Here is a 15,960-nt window from a genome sequence, read left to right as displayed (position 1 = left end):
ATTATCAATAAGAATTTAGGTGAAACAATTGGTTGATAATGTGAAAAAGTGGACAGGGTTTAGAAAAAAATCGGAAAGAAAATTAAAAAAAGATGATATTACAATTGTAGATACAACAGCGGCAAAAAAAGCAGTGGTGGCTACTGCCCTTGGTAATGCGATGGAGTGGTTTGATTTTGGAATCTACTCTTATCTGGCAGTGACAATAGGTAAAGTGTTCTTTTCAGGCACAAGCGGGCCTCTCCAATTAGTGTTTTCGTTTGCTACTTTTGCTGTAGCGTTCCTCGTTCGTCCCATAGGTGGGATGTTTTTTGGAATGCTGGGTGATAAGTTAGGAAGAAAAAAGATATTAACGATCACATTAGTGTTGATGTCTTTTTCTACTTTATGTATGGGTTTGATACCGAGTTATGAAAGGATTGGAAATCTAGCTCCCATACTTTTACTTATAGCAAGATTAGTTCAGGGGTTTTCAGCTGGTGGTGAATATTCTGGTGCTATGACGTTCATCGCGGAATCCTCTCCCGATAAAAAAAGAGGTTTTTTTTCAAGCGGTTTAGAAGTTGGAACATTAGCTGGATATATTGGTGGATCAGCCATAGTAACTATTCTTAGTTACATACTTGGTCCTGAAAAAATGCTTGATTGGGGTTGGCGTATTCCATTTTTTATTGCTGCTCCCATGGGACTAATAGGTCTTTATTTGAGAAACAATTTGGAGGAAACACCTGTATTTGAAGCAATGAGTGAAGGGAAACATAAAGAAAATGAAAAAGGGCTAATAAAAAAAGTCTTCCTTTATCATTGGCCGCAACTACTTAAAGGGGTAGTTTTAGTTTTATTTTTCAATGTAGTTGACTATATGTTGTTATCATATATGCCCTCTTATTTAAATGTTGTTTTAGGTTATGGAGAAACGATGGGGCTATTGTTCATTCTTATTATTATGTTTATTATGATTCCGATCGTTTTACTCATGGGCTTTATTAGTGATCGGGTTGGGAATAAACGTCTTATTTTAGGAGGTTTAATTGGCTTAGTTATTCTTTCAATCCCATCATTCAAGATGATTGGTAGTGGTAGCCATGTGACCGTGTTTTTTGGACTTTTGATTTTAGCTGTTCTTTTAGCAACTTTCGAAGCAACCATGCCGTCCATGCTTCCTTCATTATTCTTTACAGAAGTAAGATATGTTGCATTGGCTATTACTTTTAATATTTCCGTATCTTTATTTGGTGGAACCACTCCATTGGTTATGTCTTGGCTTATAAAAATAACAGAAAACCCAATGGTTCCGGCATATTATATTATGGCAGCTTGCATAATTGGCATTTTAACAATGTTTTTTGTGAAGGAAACCACTGGCAAAGCACTACGGGGTTCTGCTCCAGCAGTGGAGGAAAAACAAGAAGTTGTTGAAATTCTTGAGGATCCGGGCGAAGCCTTGTGGTGGAAAGAGGAAAAAATTAATATTGAGGAAAAAATCGCTGATTCGGAAAATGAAAAATAGCATGAATTGAAAGCCAGTAAATAAAATGATGGGACGATTAAAAAAGAAATGGAAAGTTGAATTTTAACTACTTTCCATTTCTTAATATATTTCGTGTTTAACCTTTTTAAAGATTTACAAATTATTACTACCTATAACAGGAAAAGACTCTTGCTTCTAGACTCTATATTCACACTGTTTGATATAGTTTTTTATCAATAATATTTATCTTAAAGAAAAAAATTTATACCTCTTTTAATGGAATAGTTATAAAACAACTCTCCAGCCACCTATACAAATATTCCTGCTTAATTCCGAAATTTAGTTTGGTGAAGGCGAATATTAACATATTAATGAACAGATTTTTGTGATTGTAATCAGAAAATTCATAACCATTTTAGTGTAATTTTAGATAAGGTTGTGTTAAAATTATAAAGTCTAATAATTTTTAAGGAAATGAATTTTTAGATAATAATTTATTTAGGGGGTAGATATTATGAATAACAAAAGATATATAGATGTAAATAGAATTAAGGGGAAAACGTCTAAATAAATTATTATCCAGCGTTTCCCTACATTGAAAGGGGAAATTGATTTGAAGCAAACATTATTAATTATTGATGCTCAACAGGAATTAATAGATGGAAATCAAAAAGAAAGTGCGGTTTTTAAAAAGGAAAGGCTAATTAAAAATATTAATCTAGTTATTGATAAAGCAATACAATTAGAAGTACCAATAGTATTTGTAAGAGATTTGGATGTCGCAGAGGGTAAGGGAAAAGGGTTCCAAGTTCATGAACAAATTAAAGTTCCAATCGAGGCAAAAATTTTCGATAAATCTACAACGAATGCATTCCATGGGACAGGACTTCTAAAACATTTAAAATCTCAAGAAATTGGGCATGTTGTTATAATGGGATGCTCAACCCAGCACTGTATAGATAGTGCTGTAAGAACAGCGACTATAAGTGGCATGGACGTTACACTAGTAGGTGATGGCCATTCAACAGTCGATAGTTCTATTTTAAGTGCGGAGCAAATTATAGGGCACCATAATCAAACTCTACATGGACATTATAATGTTGAGCACTTTTCAATTGTCAGAAATGCAGAGGAAGACTTATTTAATCCAACCCATGATTCATATAGGTAATATAATATCGTATAGGAATTGGTATCACCCATCGATATATAAGAGTGAGTGAATAGCAACGCTATCATGTAGCGTTGCTATTTTTAATGTTTAAAAAGCTTAATGAAAACATGATTTTCTAAATTACCATTATATATATTTGTATATATCATGCATATATAGATAGAGTGAACAAATAATTGGTTTATACATTAGTAATAATTTTTTTTTAAAGTAGTTCCGAATCGGAGGATTATCATGAAAGTTAAAGAAGTTAATAAGTGTTCAGTTTTATTAATTCTAGTCTATTTTTGACTTAAAAACAGATTAATAATGTTTGACGGGAGTGGAATGAGAGATGATCCGAGAGGCAGAAAGATCGGATAAAGTTCAATTATATAAACTTTATAAAATGTTAGTGCCAAATAGTAAGAAAATGAACATTCAGGAAGAACAAATTGAGATTATTAAAAAGAATCCTTACAATTTTTTGCTTGTATATGAAGAGGAGGGAGAAATATTAGGGACATTAACATTGAATATATGTTTACAGGCTTTGCATGGATTTCGACCTTATGGAATAGTCGAAAACATCATAGTACATGAAAATCATCGAAATAGGAAAATAGGACAAAAACTATTACAATACGTTGAGGAATATTGTAAATCAATTGATTGCCATAGAATAATGTTACTGAGTAACTCGCAGCGACTAAGAGCACATCAGTTCTTTGAAAGGGAAGGGTATGACGGTTCTGTATGTAAGGGATTTAAAAAATATTTTTAAAGAAGATAGTGTTAAAATACTATTTTATTTTTAAGCAAATTTATTTTTTCTAAAATCAGAGGTCTAAGCTGAAATCATTCATGATTATCAGCTTTTTGTTTTAAATATTGTATTCATATATCAAGTTGTATATGCAGAATTGATCGGATTGCATGTAGTAAAGTAACTTATACTTTTTATAGCATTTTGATATAGAAGAATAAATTTTATTCATTGGTGCAAACATTATAATTATAAAATTAGAAATTAATGGTTAGTCACTAGTTAATGATGGCTAACTGTTTTTTTCACAAACTAAATAAGAAGATGTCAATGGAGGCAATTATGTCTGAACACTATGAAGTAATCATTCGTTCAATTAGTGCATTTATTATACTTTTACTTGGATCACGTTTATTAGGTAAACAAACAATCTCACAAATGAATAATTTTAATTTTATAGCTGCTATTTCAATCGGTGCGATAACTGCAAATCTCTGTTTTAATACACGGGTTAAAATTCCCGACTTAATCCTTGCATATGTCATTTTCATACTTACTGTTTATATTATTTCATATGTTTCATTAAAAAGCCGTAAAGCTAGAAAATTTTTAGCAGGGAATCCGACAGTAGTGGTTCAAAATGGAAAAATTTTAGAAAATAATATGAAAAAAATGCACTATACTATAGATTATTTAAATCAACAATTAAGGGAAAAAGATGTATTTAATATTAATGAGGTTTTATTCGCTTTACTTGAACCAAACGGCACTATATCTGTTGTTAAGAAACCGCAATTTCGTCCTGTAACAATTCAAGATTTACATTTAAAGTATACAAAAGAAGGTATGCTTCCAATTGAACTAATAATGGATGGGAAATTTGTTGACAAAAACATCATTGAAAATGGTCTTACATATAGTTGGCTTGAATCTGAGATACAAAATCGTGGTTTAAAAATTAGTGATATAGTATACGCAGTTTTACTATCCGAAAAAGAGTTATATATCGACTGTTATAATGACTATATTCATTCACCTATAGATGCTGAATAATTCTAAGTAAAAAAGACAAGGATTGCCTACATTTACAAATTTAAAATCTTCCCATTAATATTGATTGCAATTTCTTCTATCATCTCATTTTGGTCTAGACTATCTTCGGATTTCCTGTTTGTTTCGGAAAACGAAGTTTGAACACGAGATTCAAGTTCAGGCGGACCAATTTCAACACTTTTTTTTATCGGTGCTAATACATCAGCTATTTTGTCAGCGTCAACTCCATATGAAAGCTGGAAAACTTCAGGCGGTGTCAGCTTTAACATATTTGAACCTAATGCTGTTTCAAATTGGTCATTGTTAAAAAAAAGATGCATATGCAATTTTTCTGAAGTAGGAATGATCCAATGCCACCAACCCATAGGAATAAAAACAACTTGACCGGGCTTTGCTACATAGGAATGCAATTTATTGGTATCTGGGTCAACAATGGAAATTTGGGCTTCACCCGAAATTACAACATCTAGCTCCCAAGCGTTAGGATGCCAATGTGGCTCGCGAATATGCCCTTTAGTAAGATATACGTTTGCAAAGGAACCTCCTACCATTGCAGGAAGTTGTGTTGAAGAAACTTTATAAATGACGTTTTCAGTGTCTTTTTCGAATTCAATACTATCTTTCGAGTCAAAAAAAAGATTCGGAGTTCCACTTGTTTTTTTTATGTTCGTATTATCAGGAACAAATCCAGACTTCCCCATGTAATTTCCCTCCTATTTTCTGGAATTATATTAAATGTGTCATTATAATGTTATATGTGTAAGGAAAAGTTTTTGTGAATTGGAAAGATCAAAAGTCATACATGGACCCAATCGATAGATGACAATGTGAGACGTTTAGTGGTCATTCATTATTGTGCAGGAGTAATAGGAAATGAAAAAACTAAATGTAAAAAAGGAGGATTAGATATGGCTGGTCTGCTTAATTTTGGAAGTCTTATTTTAGGATTAATTGCTTTGACCATTCCAGTTGTTAATTTCATTCAATATAAAAAGCAAATCAATAAGAATCGGGGTGTTCTTTCTTTTATAAGTACTAGTTCCTGTGCAGTTTCACTATGTTTCCAGATATTATATTGCTATTACTTGGTAGAGATTGAAGATTGGTCTGCTTTAATGGATATTACAGGTGCAATGGCATTTGTCGCTATGCTACTTCTTATCATTACTATTATATTAAATACAATCAATTTGATAGTATTTCGTGACAGAACAATAAACGATAGGTAACCCTATTGGTTGAGCTGATTTTTCATTTCTATGAAGAAAAAGTAAGCGCATTAATAAAAGGCATGTTATACTAGTAAAGTACAATTAAATATGATTATATGAAAATATCAGAGTATTTAAATAGGAGGACATGAAAACATGAGTAACGGAATTTTCAAAATCCCAACACCTTTAAACGAGCCTGGCAATTCATATGCTCCAGGTACAAAAGAAAGAGAAACTTTGAAGGCAGAATTAAAACGCCAATCTAATATAGTAGTGGATATCCCAGTAATCATAAATGGGGAAGAAGTAAAGACAGATACTGTGAAGCAAGTAGTTATGCCACATGATCATCAACATGTATTAGCAAACTATTCACAAGCTGGAGAAAAAGAGTTGCGTGATTCAATTGAAGCGGCTATGGCGGCGAAAGAAGCATGGGCAAATATGCCATGGGAACACCGTGCATCTATTTTCTTAAAAGCGGCTGATTTAATCTCTGGTCCATATCGTGATTTAATGAATGCTGCTACTATGCTAGGACAATCTAAAACAGTTATTCAAGCTGAAATTGATTCTGCACAAGAATTAGCAGATTTCTTACGTTTTGGTGTTGATTATGCGAATCAAGTTTATCAAATTCAACCAGACAGTATGAAAAATGTTTGGAATCGTACAGATTACCGTCCATTAGATGGTTTCGTATTAGCCATTTCTCCATTTAATTTCACAGCAATTGGTGGAAACTTACCATCAGCACCTGCTATGATGGGGAACGTAGTTGTTTGGAAACCGGCAACAACTTCTATCCTTGCAAACTACTACTTTATGCGTATTTTAGTAGAAGCGGGATTACCTAAAGGTGTTATCAACTTCGTGCCATCACGTGGTTCACAAGTTTCAGAAGTAGTTTTAACGGATCCTCGTATGTCTGGATTCCACTTCACTGGATCAACTAGCACGTTCCAAACAATTTGGAAAAATGTTGGTGAAAACATTGCGAACTACAAATCATATCCTCGTCTAGTTGGTGAAACTGGTGGTAAAGACTTTGTGTTTGCTCACGAAACAGCACAAGCAGACAAAGTGGTAGCTAACCTTGTTCGTGGTGCGTTTGAGTACCAAGGTCAAAAATGTTCAGCAGCTTCACGTGCTTACATTCCAGCAAGTATGTGGGAAAAAGTTAAAGCTGGTTTACTAGAACAAACGGCTAAGCTAAAAGTTGGAGATGTTCGTGACTTTACAAACTTTATGGGTGCGGTAATTGATAAAGCTGCATTTGATTCAATTACAAGCTATATCGAATATGCCAAAGCATCTGAAGAAGCAGAAATTATTGCTGGTGGTACGTATGATGATTCTGTTGGATATTTCATTCAACCAACAATCATTGTGACAACAAATCCAAACTTCAAAACTATGGTAGAAGAAATCTTTGGACCAGTATTAACAATTTATGTATATGAAAATGATAAATTAGAAGAAACATTGGATGCAGTTGATACAGCTTCTATGTATGCATTAACAGGTGCGATTTTTGCACAAGATCGCGGAGCAATTATGCACTTAGAACGCCGTTTATCTGGAGCAGCTGGAAACTTCTATATTAACGACAAACCAACTGGTGCGATGATTAATCAACAACCATTTGGTGGGTCACGTGGTTCTGGTACAAACGACAAAGCAGGTTCTGTATTTAACATGATTCGTTGGACTACTCCTCGTGTTATTAAAGAAAACTTTGCACCAACTGCAGAAATTGCTTATCCATTTATGGATGAAGAATAATTAATAAATTAAGATGAGGTTGAAATGTTTACATTTCAGCCTCTTTTTTTCAATCTATGAAATAAGTATTAGAAATAGCATTTCAAATAATATATAAATATTGCTTCAGATAATAAAATATATATTAGAGGCATTTATTGTTAGTATCTTTAAGCTGTAAGATCGTGAAGTTATCTCCAACATACAGGAAGAGAAGAGCAACGAATGAATCAAAAATAAATGTTATGGGAGGTGTTATTATTGAATATAAGAGCGGTAAGAGAAGAGGAATATCGTTATATTGAAGACTTTGTTTTTGAGGTATTCAAAAATACACATTACTCAAATGGCTTGGTTGAAAAAGCCTTAGTAAAAGAGATTCGAGAAAAAAAGTATTATATTCCTGAACTTGATTTAGTTGTTGAGGACGAAGGGATAATTATTGGACATTTTATCCTTTCAAAATTTCCAATTAGTAAGAAGCACGAACATGAATTATTAATGTTATCACCAGTATCAGTAGCAATGAATAAGCAGCGTCAAGGTGTTGGCAAATATATGTTGCAAGAAGGCATTAAATTGTCAGCCAAAATGGGATATAAGGGAATCATTGTTGAAGGAGATTATCGATACTATCGACGATTTGGATTTCGAACATCAACAGACTTTGGAATTTATGCAGCAAAAAAAAATCTTCCACCTTCTGTTGATAATTTAATGGCTTTGGAGTTAAGTGAAGATTCATTGAAAAATATTACTGGTGAAGTAGATTATTCGATGTATACATCATTAACACATTAAAAATTCAAAACTGATACATTATCGGTAGGGGAATCCTGTAAAAATATTTAAGGTTAATCAAGGCAGATTTATTAAAAGAGTTTCTTTGTTTGAGGGTAAGTCAGTAGGGAAATATCTTTAAATTATATAGATTAAGAAGTCTATAACAATGGGATGTGGGAAAATTCCGATGATTAAGATCAAATCTATACCTACAGATGTTAGAATTACAGTTTCTCCAGAGCCAATGTATTTGCCCCATTCACTTCATGAATCAATAAACTTATATTGGGAATCTCTTAAGGCGAGCGGGAAAACTTTTCATAGAGGAACAGTTTTTTCAATAAAAGAAATGATTGAAGCGAGGGATAAGTTACATATCACATTACAAAAAACTGACTATGCTCATTTTTTATACTCGAAATACAATAAAATACCCATTGATTATGAATGTCGTGTCATTGTTGCTAATGGCCTTATATTAACAAAGGATAACTATATAGTTTTAGGGGAAATGAATTCCAGAACAGCTTCACCTGGTCGTTTACAATTTATTGCTGGGGGAATTGACGAAAGTGATATAAATCAACAATCTGTAAATATGTTTAAGAGCCTGATTCGTGAAACGAAGGAGGAAATTGGAGTAGATTTGACTAATTTTAACTTGGTAGAAAAAGTTAAACCGCGTTATATCGTACATTGGGGTAGTGTAGCCCTAGTTTATTTGATTCAGTTAGCTATTGATAGATTGGAATTACAAAGTCGATATAAGCAGTTTGAAATCGCCTTAAAGAAGGCAGGGGTAGAACCGGAGTTTTCATCTATTATACTATTGTCGGCAGATTGTGAATCGATATCAAACTTTCTTAAGTATGACAATCGCCCCCGATTAGATTTCCTTTCAGATGTCTTAAAAAAAGAACTAAATATGGGGTAATTTAAAAAGACAGTACCTCAATTTCTGGGGAACTGTATTTTTTACTTTCTTTATATTTAATGAAAAAACATCGTTTTTTTAAAATGAATCGTTACTTTCTAAAGGAAACGGAAAATGGTTTAAATAAACTTCACTCCCGCATTATTAAAACGAAAAATTAGTTTATATCCGTCAAATGTCTCCCCATATTCTTCGGTGTAAATTCCACTTGTATAATTAGAAATCGTTTTTCTCCAAAACTTTTGCCCAACTATGTTTTTGTCTAATGGATTAGTGAACAATTCCCAATTTCCATTTAATTGTTCAAAGACTATTTTTGCTGCATGTTCAGCTATCCCTTGCCCTCTTAAAGATTGAATTAAAAAGAATTCGTTTACAAAAAAATCGATTCCTTTATTACAATGTGGCGGGGTGGCGATTAGGACAAATCCAGCTGGTATATCATCAACTAAAATTAAGTAGGGAAATAAAATATTTGGTTTTTCCCACCAAATATTTTGATTTGCTACTTGTTCTTCTAACGTTTGACAATTGTCACTATCCTCGTAAATTCCGTGAACATTTGGAAGCCAATCATAGTGTTTGGATAGATCATAAAGATACATTGGATATAAATTTCTAATTATATATGCATTCCTTTTGTCAGTTAATTTTACTTCAATTTTCAATGGATTCTCCTCCAATCATCATTAGTATCAAGGTGAAAAAGTTATTCAAACTTTACCTCCGTATCAATAGTAATTCCTTCATTTGTAATTGTAATCAATCCAAGATTGAGAATATATATAATAAATAATTATAATAATTTATTAACACAAAAAAATGTCACATTAGATTTTAATCCAATGTGACAGATAAAACTATTTTTTAGAGTATACAATCTTTTTAATACTATCGCTGGATAGATAAAATTGATCTGAAAGTTGGTCTATAGTTGCGCCGGCTGAAAACTTTTGCCTGATCTCATGATTTCTAACTCTTAAATAATTTCTATTCCCTGATGTTTCTCCCCATTTCTTACGTAATCCTTTAGGCGTTGGAATATAAATTAATTTACCATTTACATATTTTTGTATTTCGTTAAGTAATTCTTCTGGAAAGATGCTTTCAGCATTTATATATTTCATAATAGTTCCGCTCCTTAAAATTATGGAATTTTTAAGGTAGCAAAGTCAGCACTATAAACAATATTTATGCTTCAGGCGGATAGATAATCTAGCTCTATACAAACAACCGCCTGTTGTTCATAGTGTAAACTTTGCATAGAGCTAATCCGTAAACTTCTCCTATATCTCGTCATATAGTATACCTCCTTCGACCCTTCATCAATGCAGTGGCTATACAATTAATTTCTATAAAGACTAACTGATCTCCTTCATCGCTTGGATAAAGCATTTAAAGCATCTGGGTTTAAGATGAAAACGACCTGTGAAATTGCAGGAGAGCCGGTTAAAGATATAATTTAATGAGTAAATTGGAAATTTCAAGCAAATAAAAAATTTTTTACAATTTTATCGTTTTTGTTTTAGTCTGTTTTCGTATAGTTTGTTGCTTTTGTCAAAGCTCAACTGCATGTTTTACACCCGATAAGGAATTCAGAGCGGTTTATGGAGTTTTCAGCTCTTATCTCGTTAAATAAAAGGGGCCAGCTATATGAATCGGTATTTTTCACCTTCACGGTAATCAGACCCTCTCAAAGGTTCCCGAAGCCCCGCAAATTTGACCTTCACGGTAATCAAACCCTCCCTTTGGTTACCGTACACATGCAATTTTCGCCTCCAAGGTATTCATACGCTCTCTTGGTTCCCGCTTATTAATTCAAACTTTACTCTTAAATAACAACAATGTTAAAGAATAGAGCTTTGTTTTAGAAGGTTTTTTATGTAAAGAATCAGGAGTTAATCGGTCGAAAAAGGAAATTTGGTAAGGGTATATTTTATTAAAAATAGTATTTATGTGGATATTATTAATTGATCTATAGAGTTGATCATTTTGAAATCTATTCCTAATATTAGGGCTATTAGTTATGAATCCTATGTTTGAGAAGGGGGATTACAAAAGTAGGGGAATAATTGCCTATGATAATCTTCCAAGAATAAAAAAATCTAATTTGTTGTGTTCGTAAAAAAACAGTAAATAAGCAAGAGATAAAAACTCTTGCTCTTAATAAATTTTAATGACTGGTTTCATAGCTCTCTGCCATCATCAAGTTGTTCTTGTAGGCTGCCATCGCCAATTCATACCTAAGCATTTTGCCTGCTTCCGCGAAATCCTCTTCATTCACCAGACCTGATAAAGTATAACGGTGTCCCTTGTAATCGACGTTAAGATCGGAGATTTGGTTAAATTTGAACCTTTCCACTGGAATACCGTACTCATCCCTTCAACAAATAATCCTCGTATTTCTCATTGCAGGTTTTTGCTACTTCCTCTAACACCTTGAAGGCATCGTTCGGATTTTGTCTATAGCTAAGGACAAGGCTTTCAGTCACCCTGCGCTTCCCTCGGTTCCCATTCTGAAGTTCCGAAATACTGCTATAGGAAATTGTATAGAGGTAACCGTCATATTGGCGAATCTTCACGTGCCGCATGCTGATTTCCTCGATAATCCCCTGACGATTTCCATTGATGATGACATAATCTCCGAGTTGGATCTGACGCTCGAATAAATAAGTCAAACCCATAATATAATCACGGATAATATGCTGTAGGATCAACGCCAAAGCACTCGCCAAAACAACTGAACCAGTGACAAGCTTTGTAAGGTCAAAGAAATGGCTAAGCACAAAAATAATGAAGAACACAAAGCCTAAGACCTTAGTTACTTGATTGGCAAAATGGATCAATGTCTCTTCCCGTTTTTCATCTAAGAAGCTCGTATTGTCAAAGAAAAGCTTAATAGATTTACGAATCAAATAAACTGTAAGTAGTATTAGCAGTGCTACCAATATTATTTCGACAGGAAACTTCTTAAACAATTCTACAAAAAACATCCTATTTTCCTCGCTTTTTTACACAACACTATAGAAATGCGGATAAGGAGAAATAAATTCCTTTCCTAACAACCTTTAAATATATCATGTTTTGATAAAATAAAAAAGATTCCTATCTGTTTTTTGGCGATTGCAAGGATGTATAGGATTTGAAATAACTCTCAAAAGGGAAAGTTATTTTATACGTTTGAAGTTAGTAGCGAAAAATGTTCACTAAAAATTGTTAAGCAGATTCGTTTTAAAGGAATTTCAATGATCATTCTCGAAATTAGAAAGAAAGTTAATAGGAATGATTTTTAGAATTAATTTTTACTATAATTGGAGGAATTCGTATGAAGACAATAGGATTAATTGGAGGAATGAGTTGGGAATCTTCGGTTGAATACTATCGAATTATAAACGAAGAGGTAAAGAAGAGATTGGGGCGTTTACATTCAGCAAAATGTCTCTTATACAGTGTTGATTTTGAGGAAATTGAACGTTTTCAATCAGAAGGTAAATGGGAAGAAGCTGGTAATCTTTTAGGGGATGTAGCCCTTTCATTAGAAAAAGGAGGAGCAGATTTTATTGTTATTTGCACAAATACGATGCATAAGGTAGTCGAAAATATTGAGAAAAAAATAAACATACCAATCTTACATATTGCTGATGCAACTGCTAAGCAAATAAAAAAATTAAATGTTAAAACAATTGGTTTATTAGGTACTAAGTACACGATGGAGCAAGACTTTTACAAAACTCGAATTGAGTCAAATGGTATAAAAGTATTAATACCAAATGATAGTGAAAGAGAGTTAGTAAACAAGGTGATTTATAATGAGTTGTGTTTAGGTAGTATACAGCAATCATCAAGAGATTATTACAAAAAGGTGATCAAAAATCTAGTAAATAACGGAGCTGAGGGAATAATATTAGGCTGTACAGAAATTGGACTGCTTATTAAACAAGAGGATTCAGAAGTTCCTTTATTTGATACAGCAGAAATACATGCGATTGAGTCTGTAAAAACAGCATTAGGGAAATAAAAAAACAACAAGTCCTTACGTTTTATATGACAGTTAAGGAAAATATAAAATAAATTTGAAGGGGAAATGGAATGAGTAACATCATTTTAATACAGCATTGTCAATCAGAACATCACATCAATCAGATGTCAGGTGGCTGGACTGATACTCCTTTAACAAAAATAGGGAGACAACAAGCAGAACTTATAGGAACGAAACTAAGAGAAATAGTCAAAGAAAATGAATACGTCTTCTATTCTTCTGACCTATTAAGAGCAGTACAAACAGCTGAAATAATTGGAACGCAATTAAACCTAAAAATAATCAAAGATAGCGGACTTCGTGAAATAAATAATGGTATTGCAGCAGGAAAAACAAAGGACTGGGCAAGAGCACATAGACGGCCTCGAACAAGCAGTAAATTTGATTTAGATTATCAAGAATTCCAAGCGGGAGAATCGTGGCGACAATTTTATACTCGTGTTTGCGGTTGTATGGATAGAATCTATCAATCTGAAATGGAGAATAATCTGTTGATTGTAACACATGGAGGAACTTTGGGGTATATTCTTGCGTGGTGGTTGCAATTTGAGCCGGAAATGATCGAAAAAGCCTACTTTTCTTCTTCTGTAGGTGGTATCACTGTCTTAGGTAAAAATAATTTTCAGCAAAATGTTGTTCATAAATTTAATGATACTTCTCATTTTGATAGATAGGGTAAGGGGAATGTTCTTAAATCAAGTTGTAAATTAGTTGTTCACTACTATTAAGTTATTTGTTGGTTGAAGTAAAAAACAATTAGATTTCAGCATTAATTAAAATATATTTGCAGCTTTAATTAATATAAAAAATCTCAAATAGCAACTAAATAATAGGGGGAGATCATAAAAATGAACGGAAATAAGAAAATTAAACAACCACCATATTACGCAGTGATATTTACTTCAGAAAGAACAGAGGGTGACAATGGATATGAAAAAATGTCACAAGCAATAGAAGAGTTGGCCACGAAGCAACAAGGTTATTTAGGTATGGAAAGTGCAAGAAATAATGGTATAGGTATTACTATTTCATATTGGGAAACTTTAGAGGACATTAAGAACTGGAAAGAACATTCAACCCATAAAATTGCCCAAGATAGAGGTAAGAAGGAATGGTATAAAAATTACACAGTTAGAGTTTGTAAAGTTGAGAAGGATTACTCTTTTGAAATGTAATATTTAGCGACTCTGCCGTCTAGGAATTTTGTATCGGGAGGAATTGTAAATATAAAATTTATAGAAATATAGTGCTGAATACCTAAATGGTACCAATTCATCGAATTTATGGAAGTTTAAAAGGGTGAGTTTTATGAAATTTACTATTACTTCAGGAGCGGTTATTAAGAATGAGAAAAATAAAATACTTTTAAAAAAAGATCCTATTAGGGGTTGGGAATTACCGGGTGGTCTAGTTGAAACTGGAGAAGCAGTTCAAGCTGCCGTCATAAGAGAAGTTAAAGAGGAAACAGGAATTGATGTTATACTGGATAGCTTTTGTGGAGTTTCACACGAAGTGGAACTTGGAATTTGGAATATGTGGTGGTTAGGAAAACATGTAGGTGGTGAACTACAGATTAGTAATGAAAGTCTGGCTGTTGGTTATTATGAAATTGAAGAAGCTCTAAACTTAATAAAAAATAAAAATTTTAAAATTGAGTTATTGATGTGCTTGAGTATTGAGAAAAAAACCTTCTATATTTATTTTTAATCTGATTTCGTTCCCATTTATTTGTCTTATTTTTAAAGAACAATTATGGTAGGATAGGTAAAGTGGAAAAGCAGATATCTTTTAAATTTCAAATAAATGTAAAATATGTCGTATCGTAACTTTAAATAATATTTTTGTGATATGTTGAGGTTTTATAAAAGGCGATACATAAAGTTAAATAATAGAAGGGAAGAAAACATGCGTTTTTTTAATTCATCAATAGCAGCTATCCTTACAGGACTTGTTTGTTTCAACATTATTTTTACAACTTATACGATTTTTACTAAACCAACACCAGGTGCAACGGACGGATTAGGCTTTATTATTTTTTCAGTCCTTCTCACACCAGTATTAATGATCCTTTTCCTTATTGTATTTTATAGACTTTATAAACGGATAAATATGAAAGGGTTACTATTTGGAGTCATAACGGGATTATGGTTAAGAGAGGTTTTAGAAGTTATACAGGGTTTCTTTTACCAATCGGATCAACTCAAAAACACTATAAGAATTATTAACAGTCCATACCTTTTACTCATAATAATTATGCTAAGTTTAATTTTTGTAAGAACTTCTTACAAGTGGTTAAATCTAAATAGCTTTACAATTGCTGCTACCACAGGTTTTGTATTCTCATATATCATTGTTCTATTATTACGAAAAATAAATAACTCATTAACTTCCTATTTTTATTTTAATTCTGATGAAATTTTAATAGTTGTTTTAAGTGTCTTCATTACTTCAGTTTTAGGTATTATTATTGGAAAAAAGAATGAAAAGAAGATCAAAATCAAACAAGCCTAAATTATTTATTAAAAGAGTAAAGTTATTGAATAGTAATATCTTTACTCTTTTTAATGGAAACCAACTTTTAATCTAGTAAAAAGGGTTTTTTTTATGAAGAATTTTTTTACTGTTTACATTATTAGTTTATACTACTGAATCTTTGGTAAAAGCAAATGTAAATTTGGAATATGTACCATTTGAAAAATCTTTTTTGAGTTAGGATAAATGACGGTCGATGAACATTTGTCTATTCGGATCTCCAAAAAAATGGTATAAAAATTTAGTGCCCA

General features: G+C 32.5%; 17 protein-coding genes. 13 read left to right on the top strand and 4 right to left on the bottom strand.

The window, feature by feature from the left end:
- Positions 1 to 28 precede the first annotated feature (28 nt).
- The 4 genes from proP (at position 29) to I5818_RS14190 (ending at position 4,443) form a co-directional block, all read left to right on the top strand.
- Complete coding sequence (gene proP / locus I5818_RS14205) at positions 29 to 1,510, top strand: glycine betaine/L-proline transporter ProP (protein WP_058005873.1); 1,482 nt, start codon at positions 29 to 31, stop codon at positions 1,508 to 1,510.
- Between the two features lie 574 nt (positions 1,511 to 2,084).
- Positions 2,085 to 2,642: an isochorismatase family protein gene (locus tag I5818_RS14200; protein ID WP_058005874.1), complete on the top strand. Its 558-nt coding sequence runs from the start codon at positions 2,085 to 2,087 to the stop codon at positions 2,640 to 2,642.
- Positions 2,643 to 2,979: 337 nt separating this feature from the next.
- Positions 2,980 to 3,408 (top strand): GNAT family N-acetyltransferase, encoded by a 429-nt coding sequence (locus tag I5818_RS14195; RefSeq protein WP_078111532.1) that lies wholly within the window; start codon positions 2,980 to 2,982, stop codon positions 3,406 to 3,408.
- Positions 3,409 to 3,732: 324 nt separating this feature from the next.
- Positions 3,733 to 4,443, top strand: a complete 711-nt coding sequence (locus I5818_RS14190) for a DUF421 domain-containing protein (protein WP_058005876.1) — start codon at positions 3,733 to 3,735, stop codon at positions 4,441 to 4,443.
- A gap of 32 nt (positions 4,444 to 4,475) precedes the next feature.
- On the opposite strand, the gene I5818_RS14185 is transcribed toward I5818_RS14190, so the two are convergent.
- Positions 4,476 to 5,144 carry a cupin domain-containing protein gene (locus I5818_RS14185; protein WP_058005877.1) on the bottom strand — a complete coding sequence of 223 codons (669 nt, stop codon included), beginning with the start codon at positions 5,142 to 5,144 and terminating at the stop codon, positions 4,476 to 4,478.
- A 207-nt stretch (positions 5,145 to 5,351) separates the two neighbouring features.
- Here I5818_RS14185 and I5818_RS14180 point away from each other — a divergent pair, with 207 nt between their 5' ends.
- The 4 genes from I5818_RS14180 (at position 5,352) to I5818_RS14165 (ending at position 9,138) form a co-directional block, all read left to right on the top strand.
- Complete coding sequence (locus I5818_RS14180) at positions 5,352 to 5,672, top strand: hypothetical protein (RefSeq protein ID WP_058005878.1); 321 nt, start codon at positions 5,352 to 5,354, stop codon at positions 5,670 to 5,672.
- 138 nt (positions 5,673 to 5,810) lie between these two features.
- Positions 5,811 to 7,442, top strand: a complete 1,632-nt coding sequence (pruA, locus tag I5818_RS14175; protein WP_078111142.1) for an L-glutamate gamma-semialdehyde dehydrogenase — start codon at positions 5,811 to 5,813, stop codon at positions 7,440 to 7,442.
- Between the two features lie 240 nt (positions 7,443 to 7,682).
- A complete protein-coding gene (locus I5818_RS14170; RefSeq protein WP_078111143.1) occupies positions 7,683 to 8,222 on the top strand; it encodes a GNAT family N-acetyltransferase in 540 nt (179 codons plus the stop codon).
- Between the two features lie 169 nt (positions 8,223 to 8,391).
- On the top strand, positions 8,392 to 9,138 hold the full coding sequence (locus I5818_RS14165) for an NUDIX hydrolase (protein WP_139358212.1): 747 nt from the start codon (positions 8,392 to 8,394) through the stop codon (positions 9,136 to 9,138).
- 119 nt (positions 9,139 to 9,257) lie between these two features.
- Here I5818_RS14165 and I5818_RS14160 read toward each other — a convergent pair whose 3' ends face one another.
- From I5818_RS14160 to I5818_RS14150, 3 genes are all read right to left on the bottom strand, one after another.
- Complete coding sequence (locus tag I5818_RS14160) at positions 9,258 to 9,806, bottom strand: hypothetical protein (RefSeq protein WP_078111145.1); 549 nt, start codon at positions 9,804 to 9,806, stop codon at positions 9,258 to 9,260.
- Positions 9,807 to 9,998: 192 nt separating this feature from the next.
- Entirely contained in the window at positions 9,999 to 10,265 is a 267-nt protein-coding gene (locus tag I5818_RS14155) for a CD3324 family protein (RefSeq protein ID WP_078109382.1), read from the bottom strand.
- 1,248 nt (positions 10,266 to 11,513) lie between these two features.
- On the bottom strand, positions 11,514 to 12,131 hold the full coding sequence (locus I5818_RS14150; RefSeq protein ID WP_235849544.1) for a mechanosensitive ion channel family protein: 618 nt from the start codon (positions 12,129 to 12,131) through the stop codon (positions 11,514 to 11,516).
- 332 nt (positions 12,132 to 12,463) lie between these two features.
- On the opposite strand from I5818_RS14150, the gene I5818_RS14145 reads away from it, so the two are divergent.
- The 5 genes from I5818_RS14145 to I5818_RS14125 all read left to right on the top strand — a co-directional run bounded on the left by I5818_RS14145 (position 12,464) and on the right by I5818_RS14125 (position 15,688).
- Positions 12,464 to 13,156 carry an aspartate/glutamate racemase family protein gene (locus I5818_RS14145; RefSeq protein ID WP_058005885.1) on the top strand — a complete coding sequence of 231 codons (693 nt, stop codon included), beginning with the start codon at positions 12,464 to 12,466 and terminating at the stop codon, positions 13,154 to 13,156.
- Positions 13,157 to 13,227: 71 nt separating this feature from the next.
- The gene (locus tag I5818_RS14140) at positions 13,228 to 13,851 is read left to right on the top strand and encodes a histidine phosphatase family protein (protein WP_058005886.1); all 624 of its coding nucleotides are present in this window, start codon (positions 13,228 to 13,230) and stop codon (positions 13,849 to 13,851) included.
- Positions 13,852 to 14,025: 174 nt separating this feature from the next.
- A complete protein-coding gene (locus I5818_RS14135) occupies positions 14,026 to 14,352 on the top strand; it encodes an antibiotic biosynthesis monooxygenase family protein (RefSeq protein WP_058005887.1) in 327 nt (108 codons plus the stop codon).
- Positions 14,353 to 14,485: 133 nt separating this feature from the next.
- The gene (locus I5818_RS14130; RefSeq protein WP_071975759.1) at positions 14,486 to 14,884 is read left to right on the top strand and encodes an NUDIX hydrolase; all 399 of its coding nucleotides are present in this window, start codon (positions 14,486 to 14,488) and stop codon (positions 14,882 to 14,884) included.
- 198 nt (positions 14,885 to 15,082) lie between these two features.
- Positions 15,083 to 15,688, top strand: a complete 606-nt coding sequence (locus tag I5818_RS14125; RefSeq protein WP_209391765.1) for a hypothetical protein — start codon at positions 15,083 to 15,085, stop codon at positions 15,686 to 15,688.
- Positions 15,689 to 15,960: the final 272 nt, after the last annotated feature.

It is taken from the genome of Heyndrickxia oleronia, from assembly GCF_017809215.1.
In the GTDB taxonomy this organism is placed as follows: Bacteria; Bacillota; Bacilli; order Bacillales; family Bacillaceae_C; genus Heyndrickxia; species Heyndrickxia oleronia.
This window is presented reverse-complemented; position numbering and strand designations above follow the sequence as displayed.

Bases quoted from the DNA above. Each gene is read 5' to 3' on its own strand.
- I5818_RS14185 (WP_058005877.1), bottom strand. From the start codon at position 5,144: ATGGGGAAGTCTGGATTTGTTCCTGATAATACGAACATAAAAAAAACA.
- I5818_RS14140 (WP_058005886.1), top strand. From the start codon at position 13,228: ATGAGTAACATCATTTTAATACAGCATTGTCAATCAGAACATCACATC.
- pruA (WP_078111142.1), top strand. From the start codon at position 5,811: ATGAGTAACGGAATTTTCAAAATCCCAACACCTTTAAACGAGCCTGGC.
- I5818_RS14135 (WP_058005887.1), top strand. From the start codon at position 14,026: ATGAACGGAAATAAGAAAATTAAACAACCACCATATTACGCAGTGATA.
- I5818_RS14145 (WP_058005885.1), top strand. From the start codon at position 12,464: ATGAAGACAATAGGATTAATTGGAGGAATGAGTTGGGAATCTTCGGTT.
- I5818_RS14125 (WP_209391765.1), top strand. From the start codon at position 15,083: ATGCGTTTTTTTAATTCATCAATAGCAGCTATCCTTACAGGACTTGTT.
- I5818_RS14150 (WP_235849544.1), bottom strand. From the start codon at position 12,131: ATGTTTTTTGTAGAATTGTTTAAGAAGTTTCCTGTCGAAATAATATTG.
- I5818_RS14165 (WP_139358212.1), top strand. From the start codon at position 8,392: ATGATTAAGATCAAATCTATACCTACAGATGTTAGAATTACAGTTTCT.
- I5818_RS14190 (WP_058005876.1), top strand. From the start codon at position 3,733: ATGTCTGAACACTATGAAGTAATCATTCGTTCAATTAGTGCATTTATT.
- I5818_RS14155 (WP_078109382.1), bottom strand. From the start codon at position 10,265: ATGAAATATATAAATGCTGAAAGCATCTTTCCAGAAGAATTACTTAAC.
- I5818_RS14195 (WP_078111532.1), top strand. From the start codon at position 2,980: ATGATCCGAGAGGCAGAAAGATCGGATAAAGTTCAATTATATAAACTT.
- I5818_RS14180 (WP_058005878.1), top strand. From the start codon at position 5,352: ATGGCTGGTCTGCTTAATTTTGGAAGTCTTATTTTAGGATTAATTGCT.
- I5818_RS14130 (WP_071975759.1), top strand. From the start codon at position 14,486: ATGAAATTTACTATTACTTCAGGAGCGGTTATTAAGAATGAGAAAAAT.